General features: G+C 50.0%; 12 protein-coding genes. All 12 read left to right on the top strand.

Going from position 1 to position 13,970, the window contains the following annotated elements:
• The 12 genes from T499_RS0103460 (at nt 1) to T499_RS0103515 (ending at nt 13,954) form a co-directional block, all read left to right on the top strand.
• A complete protein-coding gene (locus T499_RS0103460) occupies nt 1-603 on the top strand; it encodes an RloB family protein (protein WP_052173347.1) in 603 nt (200 codons plus the stop codon).
• Nucleotides 604-892: 289 nt separating this feature from the next.
• Nucleotides 893-1,234 (top strand): hypothetical protein, encoded by a 342-nt coding sequence (locus tag T499_RS0103465; protein ID WP_033149753.1) that lies wholly within the window; start codon nt 893-895, stop codon nt 1,232-1,234.
• Nucleotides 1,235-1,265: 31 nt separating this feature from the next.
• Nucleotides 1,266-2,534: a glycosyltransferase family 4 protein gene (locus T499_RS0103470; protein ID WP_157054496.1), complete on the top strand. Its 1,269-nt coding sequence runs from the start codon at nt 1,266-1,268 to the stop codon at nt 2,532-2,534.
• 123 nt (nt 2,535-2,657) lie between these two features.
• A complete protein-coding gene (locus tag T499_RS0103475; protein ID WP_033149754.1) occupies nt 2,658-3,242 on the top strand; it encodes a superoxide dismutase in 585 nt (194 codons plus the stop codon).
• Between the two features lie 334 nt (nt 3,243-3,576).
• Entirely contained in the window at nt 3,577-5,886 is a 2,310-nt protein-coding gene (locus T499_RS15105) for a glycosyl hydrolase (RefSeq protein ID WP_198021233.1), read from the top strand.
• Between the two features lie 21 nt (nt 5,887-5,907).
• Entirely contained in the window at nt 5,908-7,086 is a 1,179-nt protein-coding gene (locus T499_RS0103485) for a glycoside hydrolase family 130 protein (protein ID WP_033149755.1), read from the top strand.
• A 14-nt stretch (nt 7,087-7,100) separates the two neighbouring features.
• Nucleotides 7,101-8,444, top strand: a complete 1,344-nt coding sequence (locus T499_RS0103490) for an MFS transporter (protein ID WP_028911760.1) — start codon at nt 7,101-7,103, stop codon at nt 8,442-8,444.
• Complete coding sequence (locus tag T499_RS0103495; protein WP_084162874.1) at nt 8,441-9,715, top strand: AGE family epimerase/isomerase; 1,275 nt, start codon at nt 8,441-8,443, stop codon at nt 9,713-9,715. The genes T499_RS0103490 and T499_RS0103495 overlap by 4 nt, the downstream gene beginning before the upstream one ends.
• A gap of 58 nt (nt 9,716-9,773) precedes the next feature.
• Nucleotides 9,774-11,285 carry an alkaline phosphatase family protein gene (locus T499_RS0103500; protein WP_033149756.1) on the top strand — a complete coding sequence of 504 codons (1,512 nt, stop codon included), beginning with the start codon at nt 9,774-9,776 and terminating at the stop codon, nt 11,283-11,285.
• 52 nt (nt 11,286-11,337) lie between these two features.
• Complete coding sequence (locus T499_RS0103505) at nt 11,338-11,688, top strand: NADH-quinone oxidoreductase subunit A (RefSeq protein ID WP_028908178.1); 351 nt, start codon at nt 11,338-11,340, stop codon at nt 11,686-11,688.
• Nucleotides 11,679-12,392 carry an NADH-quinone oxidoreductase subunit B gene (locus T499_RS0103510; RefSeq protein WP_028911757.1) on the top strand — a complete coding sequence of 238 codons (714 nt, stop codon included), beginning with the start codon at nt 11,679-11,681 and terminating at the stop codon, nt 12,390-12,392. Before T499_RS0103505 ends, T499_RS0103510 begins: the two co-directional genes overlap by 10 nt.
• Nucleotides 12,389-13,954 carry an NADH-quinone oxidoreductase subunit D-related protein gene (locus T499_RS0103515; RefSeq protein ID WP_033149757.1) on the top strand — a complete coding sequence of 522 codons (1,566 nt, stop codon included), beginning with the start codon at nt 12,389-12,391 and terminating at the stop codon, nt 13,952-13,954. The genes T499_RS0103510 and T499_RS0103515 overlap by 4 nt, the downstream gene beginning before the upstream one ends.
• The last annotated feature ends 16 nt before the right edge of the window (nt 13,955-13,970 follow it).

Raw genomic sequence — 13,970 nt, forward strand, 5'->3', positions numbered from 1 at the left:
ATGGCAAGTAAAAGAGAACCATCTCCATCCATGCGGATGCGCAAAATTGCTCTTGTAATCTGCGAGGGCGAAACAGAAGAACGCTATATCAACCTCCTGAAGAAGTGGTATAAGTCGCCAATTAGAATCGTGTCGCATATTGAAGGAACTAAAATTACGCAGTCTCTTGTAGACAATCGCACTAGGGAACTCAAGCTCTCAAAATATGATAAGGTACACACGTTCCTGATGTATGATATGGATGTACCATCTATTAATGAGAAACTATTGGCATGCAAAGCAGAGATGCTGCTTAGTAATCCTTGTTTCGAGATATGGATACTGCTTCATGCAAAAGATCAAAAGAGTGCTATTTCGACAGATGCGCTCATTAAAGAACTAAAGAAGAGTGCGACTGTTTGGAGGAGTTATTCTAAGACAAACTTTACTGATACGCAAGAAGCTTTTTTGAAGAGCAATATTGATACAGCAACTGCAAGGGCAATGAATCTTAAGGAGTTGCAGAATCCATCCTCTGGGGTGTATAAATTAATAGAGTTGTTGAAAAAGGATGAGTCAAAATGCCAAGGGATAGGTTCCAAATGCCAAGGGACAGGTCCCTGACATCATCGGCTAGAGGAGCATGATATGCTTAACTGGCTGAAGGCGAATAGGAAGCGGATGAATGCGGGGGAGATGAAGGAACCGCGGCTCAGTAGGTTTAAAGAACTGCTGGCACTCATCGATCAGCATAAACGGAAGAATCAGTACGAGTCATTTAGTAGATAAACATAGGATTTATCAAGATAATCTACTAAAATTATAAAAAATGTTAGGCGAAATTTGCGGGGGTAAAGAAAAAACTGTATTTTTGCAGCGCGTTTTTCAAAAACCGTAATCATATAAATAAAGTATGGACAAAATTGAAATAAAACAAAAAGAGCTGGAGAACGACGGACAGAGCGTGTATCTGTACTATGATGCAATGGCTGGACTGTACCTGGCTTTTGGACTGTCGGCCTACTACACCACCATGGTAACAGAGCCATACATGTCGTACTCGGAAGAGCTGCTGATGCCAGTGGCACTGCTTAGAAAAGAGCATATACTGTTTTTGCGACAGAGCTTGCAAAAGGTGGAGCATACGGTGAAAACGTACTACCAGTTTAAGCTGATGGCACCAGTGGGGGATGCCGGCTATGAGAAGTGGGCGGCTAACATCTTAAGAAAACATAACAATGTGGTAAAGCGGTAATAGATTGTAGAACTAAAAACTTAAGAAACTAGTGGATAATACATACTTAGGACTACTTGTGTTTGTGGTGGCTATGGTGACATCGGCAGCGGTGTTCCCCAAAGCGCTGGTATTTTCCAGGCGACATGGCATAGTAGATAACCCGAACGCGCGAAAACTGCAGCGTACGCCTGTACCTGTGTTCGGCGGCATTGTGGTATATATGGGCATTCTGGTGGCTGGCACGGTGCTGAGCTGCTTTTTGTGGAGCAAGGTGATGATATCGGGCTTTATCGGTATGAGCATCATGATGGCTATCGGACTTTGGGACGACGTAAAGGATATATCGGCCAGACTGCGACTGCTGATTGAGATAGGATTGGTATTAGGTTTCATCGCACTGACGGGTGTATATGTGGATGACTTCCATGGCCTGTGGGGCATCGATCGTTTGCCTGACGCAGTAGCGATACCGCTATCGGTGTTGGCTGGCGTAGGTGTGATTAACGCCGTGAACCTGATTGATGGCGTGGACGGCTACTCGAGTGGCTATGGTATGATGGCCTGCACACTGTTTGGTATCTGCTTCTGGAAGGTGTGGAGCCCAACGATGGTATGCGTAACGCTGATTGTAATCGGCGCATTGCTGCCTTTCTTTATGCATAATGTGTTTGGCCAGAAATCGCGTATGTTTATTGGCGATAGTGGCACCCTGATGCTGGGTATGATGATGACGGTGTGCTGCTTCTATGCCTTGAGCTCAACACAGGCCTGCTATATGCTTGACGACAGGAACATCAGTTTGATGGCATTTACCGTGGCAGTGATGTGTATCCCCGTGTTTGATACGTTGCGTGTGATGACACTGCGCATATTGCGTGGCAAGTCGCCATTCCGTCCTGACAAGACGCATCTACACCATCTGTTTATCGATATGGGATTCTCGCACTTAGGTGCAGCGTTGTTTATTCTGCTGATTAACCTAATGGTAGTGGCTTGCTGGTATGCAAGCTGGAAGCTTGGTGCTTCGATCGACTTGCAGTTCTACATCGTTGTAGGCTTAGGTTTTATGGTAACCTTTGGTTTCTACAAACTGATGAAAAAACAGCAGAATGGTGGACCCCTTGATGAGGAAGGTTATCCACAAGGCACTGCCCTCTGGCACTTTATGCGGCGTGTAGGTGCGTTCTCGCATCGTGAGAAGGGTCCCATCTGGCGCCTACTCACCAAACTGGTAGATGGGCCCCTGCTTGGTGCTGGCAAAGGCCGCCCTTCTTCTGCCAATCCTGTCAGGGGACAGGACGTGGCACGCATCATCTAAATCGCAAATTGAGCTGCAGGCATTTCTACTTGCGGCTCAATTTTTTTATAAGTTTTCTTAAATCTCTTGGTGGATAGAAATTAATTCGTATATTTGCAACCGAAACCAATAAATGGAAACGATATGGGAAAGTTTGAATTAATGGCGCTGCCGTATGCGCCTGAGGCCTTGGAGCTGGTGATTAGTCGCGAAACGATTGCTTTTCATCATGGGAAGCACTTGGCGGCTTATGTGAATAACCTGAATGGTTTGCTGGAAGGAAATCCGATGGCCGACCTGGCATTAGAAGAAATCGTTTGTCAGGCAACGGGTGGTATCCTTAACAATGCTGGACAGATCCTGAATCATGAGTTGTACTTCGGACAGTTTGCTGCGCCAAAGGCTGACAATCAGCCTGTCGGAAAGGTGGCAGAGGCAATCGTGCGTGACTTTGGTTCGTTTGAGGCTTTCAAGGAGGCATTCCAGAAAGCTGGGGCTACGTTGTTTGGTTCTGGATGGGTGTGGCTTTCTGCTGACAAAGACGGTAAGTTGGTTATTACGCAGGAAACGAATGCGGCCAACCCTGTGCAGAAGGGCTTGAAACCGTTGCTTACTTTTGATGTCTGGGAGCATGCCTACTATCTCGATTATCAGAACCGTCGGCCCGATCATCTCGCTGCCTTGTGGCAGATTATTGACTGGCAGGTTATCGAGAAACGATTTGGATAACCGTTTGCTATGTTCATTTCTTCTGACACCAGAAGAAAAGGAACCAAAGAAGATTGCTACCCCCAAGGCCCCCTTCAAAGGGGGATGCAACCGCTCCTGCTCGTCGCTCTTTCACTAAGGTATGCTCGGACCATCAAAGGTCCGGCATATTTTTTTTGCGACTTCTTGCGTCCCTTCGGTAGCAAGCGAGCGCTCTAGCGAGCGGGGGGAGTATATATTAAAGGTGGAAAAGTGTAATGATTGAGCAAAAAAAAGTATTGCAGTTTAAGAAAGATGTCGTAACTTTGCAGCCGTAAACTTAAAATTAAATAAAACGACAATCGATAATTAAAAAATGAAAAGACTGCTTACTTTCTTTTTTTGTGTGGCGACTGCGGTGATGCTGCAGGCACAGATTCGTGGAAATAGTGTGGTGGTGACCGTTGAACCTGACCATGCTGACTGGCATTACAAAACGGGCGAAAAGGTGAACTTTACTGTAGAGGTGCGCCAGGAGGGTACATTACTTAAAAACGTTGCTATAGATTATGCGATGGGACCTGAGATGTATCAGGACATTCGCAAAAGCGTGACCCTGAAAGACGGTAGTCTGAAACTGCAGGGTACGATGGCGAAACCGGGATTCTACCGACTGGATGTGACTGCCCATGTGAATGGCAAGGATTACCGCGGGGCGTGTGGGGCTGCGTTTAGTCCGGAGAAACTGCAACCATCGACCGTGATGCCACAGGATTTTGAGCAGTTCTGGCAAAAGAGCATTGCCGAAGCCCGAAAAACCGACCTGAACCCTACCAAACGTTTGCTGCCTGAGCGTTGTACGAAGGATGTAAACGTATATGAAGTAAGCTTTAACAACGAACGATGGGGCTCGCGTACCTATGGTATATTATGCGTGCCCGTGCGCGAAGGGAAATATCCGGCCTTGTTGCGTGTGCCCGGTGCTGGTGTGCGTCCCTATGGAGGCGATGTATATACGGCCTCGCAGGGGGTGATAACCCTGGAGATTGGTATCCACGGCATTCCTGTGACGATGGAGCAGGGCGTGTACGACAACCTGGGAAATGGCGCCCTGCAGGGGTACTGGGAGTTTAATATGGATAACCGCGAAAAACACTACTATCACCATGTGATTATGGGTTGTATCCGTGCGATGGACTATATCGAGCAGTACACACCCTGGGACGGACAGAAGGCTGGCGTGACGGGATCGAGTCAGGGGGGATTCCTGACACTGGTGACGGCCGGACTGGATAAGCGTATCACCTGCTATGCACCTGTGCATGCTGCGCTTTGCGATCATACTAACTCGCTGAATGGGGCTGCCTGTGGATGGCCACACTACTTTTATGAAAATGTAAAAATTAAAAAATGGGAAAATGTAAAAATTGAAGAATGTAAAAATGAAAAAATTACTACTTCTCGATATTATGATGGGGTGAATTTTGCGCGGCTGATTGATGAGGGGCAGAAGGGCTGGTTCTCGTTTGGCTATAACGATGATGTGGTGCCACCTACCAGTGCCTGGGCTACCTATAATAGTGTGAAGGGACCGAAGGAGATAAAGCCTTATCAGGCTACCTGGCACTTCTGGCATCAGGAGCAATGGGACACTTGGGAGGCTTGGTTGCTGAAAGAGTTGAAACAGACGACAGCCACGCAGTTGGCCGACAGACTGACGAGTCTGCAACAGAAAGGTTACATGGCCGGGCATCAGGACGATCCGTTCTACGGCATTGGCTGGGCCTACGAGGATGGTAAGAGTGATGTGAAACTGGCCGTGGGTGATTACCCTGCGGTGATGGGTTTTGAGTTGGGTGGCATAGAGATGGGCGATGAGAAGAACTTGGACAGCGTGCCCTTTACCCGCATACACGATGAACTGCTGGCCCATGTGAAGCGTGGGGGCGTGGTGACTATCAGTTGGCATCCACGTAACCCGCTGACAGGTGGCACGGCCTGGGATGTAACCAGCAAGCAGGTGGTGAAAAGCATCCTGCCTGGTGGCGTGAAGGCAGACCTGTTTAAAGTGTGGATGGCCCGCTTGGCCGACTTCCTCGAAAGTCTGAAGGATGAAGCCGGTCAGCCAGTGCCCATCATCTTCCGTCCCTGGCACGAGAACAACGGCTCGTGGTTCTGGTGGGGACAGAAACTGTGCAGCGACAGCGAATTCAAGGCGCTGTGGAACCTGCTACAGGATGAAATGAACGCGCGTGGATTCAGTAACCTGTTGTGGAGCTACTCACCTAATCTGGATGGTGGCTGGACGCTGGAGCGCTTTATGCAGCGCTACCCGGGTAACGACCGCGTGACGCTGATAGGTGAGGATGCCTATCAGTGGGGCTCGGAGCAGGATTTTATCAAGGCCGTGAACAGCGACCTGACATTCTTGACACAGTTTGCCAAGAATAACGGTAAACTGTTGGCGATGACGGAGTGTGGCTTTAAGAATATCCCCGACGCCACCTGGTTCAGCAGAGTGCTGAAACCGCAGATGGATAAATATCCCATCAGCTATTTCCTGTTGTGGCGTAACTACGAGAAGGAGTGGTTCGGACCAGTGCCGGGCACACCCTGTGGGGATGACTACCGCAAAGCGTTTAAGGAGGCCAAGAACGTGATGTTCTTAAATGATATTAAACATTAAAAATTAAGCATTAAACATTATATGAGCGAGTTTGAACAGAAGGTAGCGGCTCTGAGAAAACATCATGAGGAGCTGCTTGCGAGAAAGAACGAACCCCTGGAGTGGGGAAATGGTATTTACGAGAAGTACAAGAACCCGGTGGTGACGGCTGAACATGTGCCCCTGGAGTGGAAGTACGACTTTGATGAGCACGACAACCCTTACCTGATGCAGCGTATTATGTGTAATGCCACGCTGAACGCAGGTGCCATTAAATGGCAGGGGAAATACTGTTTGGTGGTGCGTGTTGAGGGGGCTGACCGCAAGAGTTACTTTGCTGTGGCCGAGAGTCCGAATGGTATCGACAACTTCCGCTTCTGGGATGAGCCTATCACCATGCCGGATGATGTGGTGCCTGCTACCAATGTTTATGATATGCGACTGACACAGCATGAGGATGGTTGGATATACGGCGTGTTCTGTGCTGAGCGTCACGACGACTCGCAGCCTGGCGACCTGAGTGCTGCCACAGCTACTGCGGGTATCGCACGTACCAAAGACCTGAAAACCTGGTACAGACTACCTGACCTGAAAACAAAAAGTCAGCAGCGTAATGTGGTGCTACACCCTGAGTTTGTGGATGGGCAATACGCTTTCTACACCCGTCCGCAGGATGGTTTTATTGATACTGGTAGCGGCGGTGGTATCGGTTGGGCGCTGGTGGACGACATCACGCACGCAGAGATTAAGGAAGAGACGATTATCTATGAGCGCAAATACCACACCATCACTGAGGTGAAGAATGGTGAGGGTCCACACCCCATCAAAACACCGAAGGGCTGGTTGCACCTGGCGCATGGTGTGCGTGCTACTGCCGACGGTCTGCGCTATGTGCTGTATATGTATATGACTGCCCTCGACGACCCCACAAAGGTAATCGCACGTCCTGGTGGCTATTTCCTGGTGCCTGAGGGTGACGAGTACTATGGCGACGTGATGAACGTGGCTTTTGCGAATGGTTGGATTGCCGATGAGGATGGTAAGGTGTTTATCTACTATGCCTCGGCCGACACCCGCATGCACGTGGCTACATCGACCATCGATAAACTGATTGATTACTGTATGAACACCCCTGAGGATGGCTATTATACCGCGGCTTCTGTTTTGACCATCAACAAGTTGATAGACAAAAACAGGCGTACATTAAACATTAAAGATTAAACATTAAAGATTATATGGCGACGTTAAAGGAGAAAATAGGTTACGCCTTGGGCGATGCGGCTGCTGGTGGTATCACATGGAAAATCATGTCGATTGCCTTCCCGCTGTTTTTTACAAATGTGTTTGGACTGACGTTTGCTGATGCAGCGACACTGATGCTGATAGCACGTATGTTTGATGTGGTGACCGACCCGCTGATGGGATCGCTCGCCGACCGTACACAGAGCAAATGGGGCACCTATCGCCCCTGGCTGATATTTGGCGCCATCCCCTTCGGACTGGTGTTTGCCCTGCTGCTCTATACGCCTGACTTCGGACTGACGGGCAAGCGCATCTGGGCTTACAGTCTGTATCTGCTGATGATGGCGATGTACACCGCTGTGAACGTGCCTTATGGTTCGTTGCTGGGTGTGATGACGGATGACGACAACGAGAAGAACCAGTTCTCGAGTTTCCGTATGGTGGGTGCCTATGCCATGGGATTTGTGACCCTGCTGTCGTTCCCTTACCTGCAGCGTCTGGTGGGTGGCACCGAGCAGCACCAGTATGCGGTGCTGGGTGCTTTCTTCGGTGTGCTGGCAGCTGCCGGAACGCTGGCCTGCGGTTTCCTGACCAAGGAGCGTCTGAAGCCGGTACGCGCCGAGAAATTCTCGTTTAAGCAGTTCGGCGACTTGTTTAAGAATAAACCCTGGATTATCCTGACACTGATCGGTATTTGTACAAACTTTTTTAACGGATTCCGCTACGCTGTGGCTGGCTATCTGTTGGAATACTGTCTGCATGGGGATGTGACGGTGAGTGGACTGATTATCAACTACACCGTGTTTATGACCTTTGGTGAGCTGACTTGTATGATTTTCGGTGGTGTGTCGCCAAAGTTCACCCAACTGATAGGCTCGAAGCGTAATGCCTTTATGGCGGCTGCGCTGATTTGTGTAGTTTTTTCGGTGGCTTTCTTCTTCGTGCCCATGGATCCCGCCTATATCTGGGTGATGGTGGCACTGGTGGTGCTGACATCGGTGGGCATCGGCTTGTATTCGCCCCTGCTGTGGAGTATGTATGCCGATGTGGCCGACTATGCTACGGAGAAAAACGGTACGTCATCGACTGGCTTGATCTTCTCGTCGGGTACCATGGCGCAGAAGTTCGGTACGGCCATCTCGGGCTCGCTGGTAGCCCTCTTCTTAGGTCTGGCTGGTGCCAGTATGATTACGGATGAGATGGGTAACACCATGGTTGACCCTGCCTCGATTACCAGTTCGGTACTCTCGATGGTATGGAGTCTGTTCTCGCTGTTCCCTGCTATCATCGCAGGACTGATTATTGTACTGACTTGGATTTATCCGATTAAGAAATGAACGAACGTGTTGATATGATGAAGCGCGAGATGCAGGACGTGCTGGAGCATAATATCCTGCGTTTCTGGCTCGACCAGATGATGGACTATGAGCATGGGGGCTTTTACGGGCGCATGACCCATGACGGCGAACTGCACCCCGAGGCCGAGAAGGGGGCTATCCTGAATGCCCGTATCCTCTGGGCGTTCTCGGCGGCTTTCCGTGTGCTGAAACATCCGGAGTATCTGGAGGCGGCTACCAGAGCCAAGGACTATATCATTGAGCATTTTATCGATCAGGAGTATGGAGGCGTGTACTGGAGCGTAGATTGCGAGGGGAATCCATTGGACACCAAGAAGCAGTTTTATGCCATCGGCTTTATGATTTACGGACTGACGGAATATGCCCGTGCGACGGGCGACAGAGAGGCGCTGGACTATGCGCTGGACCTGTACGACTGTATAGAGGAGCACGCCTTTGACAGCGAGCATAACGGCTATATTGAGGCCTGCACACGCGAGTGGGGCAGGATAGAGGATATGCGCCTGTCGGATCTGGATGCCAACTACCCCAAATCGCAGAACACCCACTTGCATATTATCGAGCCTTATACCAACCTGCTGAGATGTCTGAAAGAGGCGCAGGCGCAGGAGTCGTGCGACTATGTGTCGGCCATCGGCTCTGTGCTGCCTGTGGGAATCAGTGTGCCGCCACAGACCATCAGCGAGGTGGAAGGGACGCTGAGAAACTTGGTAGATATCTTTACAGAGAAGATACTGAACAAGGAGACCAACCACCTGGATCTGTTCTTTGGAATGGACTGGACGCGTGGGGCCGGCCACCTGGAGAGCTACGGTCATGATATCGAGTGCTCGTGGCTGTTGCACGAGGCGGCTCTGGTGCTGGGCGACCAGCAGGTGCTGAACAAGGTGGAACCTATTGTACAAGCGGTTGCACAGGCATCGGCGAAGGGTTTGCGACCCGATGGTTCGCTGATACACGAGGCCAATCTGGATACAGGCTATGTGGATGATGATCTGCACTGGTGGGTACAGGCCGAGAACGTGGTGGGCTGGTATAATATCTGGCAGCATTTCGGCGATGAAGAGGCTCTGAATCGTGCTGAAAAATGCTGGCATTATATCAAAAAACAGCTGATTGATTACGAACACGGTGAGTGGTACTGGAGCAGGCATGCCAACGGCTTGCTGAACACAAAAGATGACAAAGCCGGTTTCTGGAAATGTCCGTATCACAATTCGCGCATGTGTCTAGAAATCATAGAGAGATAAAAAAATCCGCCAGAGAATTTGGAACTTTGGCGGATTTTTCTTACCTTTGCAACCAATTATGAAAAGATTGATACTATTCGTTGCATTGGCGTTGTGCTATGTTGTTGACAGTCAGGCACAAACGCAGTTTAACGAGCGCCCTAAGCTCGTGGTGGGAATCGTAGTTGATCAGATGCGTTGGGATTATCTCGGCAGGTATTACAACCAGTATCAGGAGAATGGACTGAAACGACTCATCAATCAAGGATACTCGTGTGATAACTGCCTGATTAATTATCTGCCCACTGTAACTGCCATCGGACATACCAGTGCTTACACGGGAACAACACCTGCTTTTCATGGTATCTGCGGTAACGCTTTTTACAAGAACGGCGTGAAGATTGAGAGTTGCGAGGATCACGACGTGAAGACCGTTGGCTCGGACAAGGTGAAGGCTTCGTCGCCTGTCAACCTGTTGGCCACGACCATTGGCGACCAGTTGCGCCTGCATACCGACTTCAAGTCGAAGGTGATTGGCGTAAGCTACAAAGACCGCGCTGCCATTCTGCCTGCCGGACGAAGTGCCAATGCTGCCTATTGGATTGATACCAAGGCTGGACAGTTTATCAGCAGTACCTGGTATATGCAGGAACTGCCTAAATGGGCCAAGGAGTATAACGCCCAGCTGAAGAAAAACAAAGAGCTACAGAAGGTAGGTAAGAACGTCGGACTGTATCCATTGTGTGGTCATATCACTACTGATATGGCCATTGCTGCTTTAAAAGGCGAACAGCTTGGTAAGGGCGAAGAGACTGATATGCTGTGTATCAGCTTCTCGCAGACAGATGTGATCGGGCATGAGTTCAGCACGCGTGGAGAGCATACCGACGAGGCTTACCTGGAGCTGGATAAGGATATCGCCAAACTGCTGAAGGCTTTCGACGAACAGGTGGGCGAGGGGAACTATTTGGTGTTCCTGACTGCCGATCATGGCGCTGCGCATAACTTTAAGTTCATGGAAGACCACCGATTGGGCGGAGGTCCGTTTATGTTCGACGAGATGTATAGTGGAGAGGCCGCCAAGCGCTTGCAGGAGCGACTGCACCTGACCAAGAATATTATCAAAGACTGTCTGGACTACCGTCTGGTGCTGGACAAGGAGGCTATCCGTGAGCAGGGGCTCGACGAGGAGAAAGTGCGCGAGGTGGTGGTAGAGGAGTTGCTGAAGACACCATATGTTGCTTTCGCCTTTGATTTCAAGAAGGCTGCCACAGCTCCCGTGCCAGAAATGCTGAAAGAGCGTGCGCTGAAGGGGTATCATCACGACCGTTCGGGTGATATCATCTTTATGCTGGAGCCTGGTTGGTATGGATTTGGCAAGGGCTCGTCGCCCATCGGCACCACTCATGGCGAGTGGAATCCCTACGATGCCCATATCCCCCTGCTGTTCTACGGTTGGCAGGTGAAGCATGGGGCCACCAGTCGCGAAGTGCATATTACCGATATAGCACCTACCGTGTGCCAGAAGCTGCACATACAGCAGCCAAACGCGTGTGTGGGTGAACCTATTACAGAGGTGATAGGCCAGTAACTACTTGAGAAAAATGATTAAAACATTAATATAAAATTATAGTTAGCTTTTTATGAACTTTACTTTGTTAATTACCGTCTTGGTGACGGCTATTACATTGGTGGTAGCGGCTTACGTGATGGCCAAGCTGTTGGGACCAAGGTCCTACGCAAAGGTCAAGGGTGAGCCGTATGAGAGCGGTATTCCTACCCGCGGCAGCTCATGGTTGCCTGTTTCGGTAGGTTTCTATCTCTTTGCCATCTTGTTCCTCATGTTCGATGTGGAAACGGTGTTTCTGTATCCATGGGCTGTGGTAGTGAAGGAGTTCGGCGCAATGGCTCTGCTTAGCATCGGCTTCTTCTTAGTAGTTCTGGTATTAGGCTTGGCTTATGCCTGGCGGAAAGGAGATCTCGAATGGAAGTAAGAAAGCCCCACATCAAGAGCATTCCTTACGAGGAGTGGAACGACAACGAGTCGTTGGAGAAGATTATCGACGAGCTGCATGAGGGTGGCGTAAACGTGGTTACAGGTTCGCTTGACCAGTTGATTAACTGGGGACGTAGTAACTCACTGTGGTCGCTCACCTTTGCTACATCATGCTGTGGTATTGAGTTTATGGCTTGCGGTTGCTCGCGTTACGACTTTGCCCGATTTGGTTTCGAGGTGACACGTAACTCACCACGACAGGCCGACCTGATTATGTGTGCAGGTACCATCACCCACAAGATGGCCCCAGCCCTGAAGCGTTTGTACGACCAGATGGCTGAGCCTAAGTATGTGGTAGCTGTTGGTGGATGCGCCATCAGCGGTGGTCCTTTCAAATCGAGCTACCATGTGGTAAAGGGTATCGAGGAGATTGTGCCCGTGGATGTGTTCATCCCTGGCTGTCCCCCACGTCCAGAGGCTATCATGTATGGTATGATGCAGCTGCAGCGTAAGGTGAAGGTAGAGAAATTCTTTGGAGGTGCTAACCACAAGCAGAACGCTGAGGAGCGCGAGCTGGGTGTATCGAACGAGGAGTTGACATTCCGTAACAACCTGGGTGATCATCGCCGCGAGCCTATCGTGGTAACAGATGTTCCACAGGAGTTTGTAGAAGAATTAAAGAACGGGGAGGACAAGGCATGAAATTAGAATTTTTATCATTCGACTTTGAGAAGTTCGCCTCGGAGATGCTGAACTTGAAGAGCAAGAAAGGCTTTGACTATCTTGTAACTATCGTAGGTGAGGATTTTGGTGGAGAAGAAGGTCTGGGTTGTGTGTATATCCTTGAGAATACCAACACCCACGAGCGTTGTGCTGTGAAGCAGCTGGCCCAGACTCAGAACGACACGCCTTATATCCCTACTGTATCAGATATATGGAAGGTGGCCGACCTGCTGGAGCGTGAGGTTTACGATTTCTTCGGCATCGTGTTCCTGGGTCATAAGGATATGCGTCGCCTGTTCCTGCGTACCGACTTTAAGGGTCACCCCTTCCGTAAGGACTGGGAGTTTAACGACAAGTACACCCTGGAGGATGATGTAGAGCCTGACTACGGTCTGGAGTACTATCTGGACAAGGAGGGTAAGCTGCAGTGCAAGCAGAACAAACTGTTTGAGGCCGACGACTATGTGATTAACATCGGTCCCCAGCACCCTGCTACCCACGGTGTGCTGCGTTTGCAGACTGTGCTGGACGGTGAGACCGTGAAGCGCATCTATCCTCACTTTGGTTATATTCATCGTGGTATCGAGAAGATGTGGGAGGGTATGACCTATCCTCAGACACTGGCTCTGACCGACCGACTGAACTACCTGGGTGCCATGCAGCATCGTCATGCATTGGTAGGAGTGATTGAGGAGGCCATGGAGGTTGAGCTGACCGACCGCATTATGTACATCCGTACCATTATGGATGAGTTGCAGCGTTTGGACAGTCACCTGCTGTACACCTCGTGTGTGGCTCAGGACCTGGGTGCTCTGACTGCCTTCCTGTATGGTATGCGCGATCGTGAGCATGTGCTGAACTGTATGGAGGAGACCACCGGTGGACGCCTGATTCAGAACTATTATAGAATAGGTGGACTGCAGGATGATATCGATCCTAACTTTGTACAGAACGTGAAGGCACTGGTGAAGTACCTGCGACCCATGATCAAGGAGTATATGGATGTGTTTGGTGACAACGTGATTACTCACAACCGACTGGAGAAGTGCGGACCAATGAGCCTGGAGGACTGTATCTCGTATGCAGTAACTGGTCCTGCCGGACGTGCTTCGGGTTGGAAGAGCGATGTGCGTAAGAACCACCCATACGATATGTACGACAAGGTAGAGTGGGAACAGTGCACACTGACTGGTTGCGACTCTATGGACCGCTACCTGGTTCACATCAACGAGATGTACCAGAGCTTGAATATCATCGAGCAGCTCATCGACAATATCCCTGAGGGTGACTTCTACGTGAAGCAGAAGCCTATCATCAAGGTGCCCGAGGGCCAGTGGTACTACTCGGTTGAGGGTGTGGCTGGTGAGTTTGGTGTTTATCTCGACTCGCGTGGCGACAAGAGTCCATACCGCATGAAGATGCGCCCAATGGGACTCTCGCTGGTAGGTGCTTTCGACCCCATGCTGCGTGGTCAGAAGATTGCCGACCTGATTGCCACCTGTGCTGCCATTGACGTTGTAATTCCTGATATCGACAGATAGTCGAAATGTAAAAATG

Origin of the sequence: Prevotella sp. RM4, assembly GCF_000701965.1 — a bacterium.
Classification (GTDB): domain Bacteria; phylum Bacteroidota; class Bacteroidia; order Bacteroidales; family Bacteroidaceae; genus Prevotella; species Prevotella ruminicola.

Coding starts and splice junctions, on each gene's coding strand:
- T499_RS15105 (WP_198021233.1), top strand. CDS start 3,577: ATGAAAAGACTGCTTACTTTCTTTTTTTGTGTGGCGACTGCGGTGATG.
- T499_RS0103515 (WP_033149757.1), top strand. CDS start 12,389: ATGAAATTAGAATTTTTATCATTCGACTTTGAGAAGTTCGCCTCGGAG.
- T499_RS0103510 (WP_028911757.1), top strand. CDS start 11,679: ATGGAAGTAAGAAAGCCCCACATCAAGAGCATTCCTTACGAGGAGTGG.
- T499_RS0103505 (WP_028908178.1), top strand. CDS start 11,338: ATGAACTTTACTTTGTTAATTACCGTCTTGGTGACGGCTATTACATTG.
- T499_RS0103495 (WP_084162874.1), top strand. CDS start 8,441: ATGAACGAACGTGTTGATATGATGAAGCGCGAGATGCAGGACGTGCTG.
- T499_RS0103465 (WP_033149753.1), top strand. CDS start 893: ATGGACAAAATTGAAATAAAACAAAAAGAGCTGGAGAACGACGGACAG.
- T499_RS0103475 (WP_033149754.1), top strand. CDS start 2,658: ATGGGAAAGTTTGAATTAATGGCGCTGCCGTATGCGCCTGAGGCCTTG.
- T499_RS0103460 (WP_052173347.1), top strand. CDS start 1: ATGGCAAGTAAAAGAGAACCATCTCCATCCATGCGGATGCGCAAAATT.
- T499_RS0103485 (WP_033149755.1), top strand. CDS start 5,908: ATGAGCGAGTTTGAACAGAAGGTAGCGGCTCTGAGAAAACATCATGAG.
- T499_RS0103490 (WP_028911760.1), top strand. CDS start 7,101: ATGGCGACGTTAAAGGAGAAAATAGGTTACGCCTTGGGCGATGCGGCT.
- T499_RS0103500 (WP_033149756.1), top strand. CDS start 9,774: ATGAAAAGATTGATACTATTCGTTGCATTGGCGTTGTGCTATGTTGTT.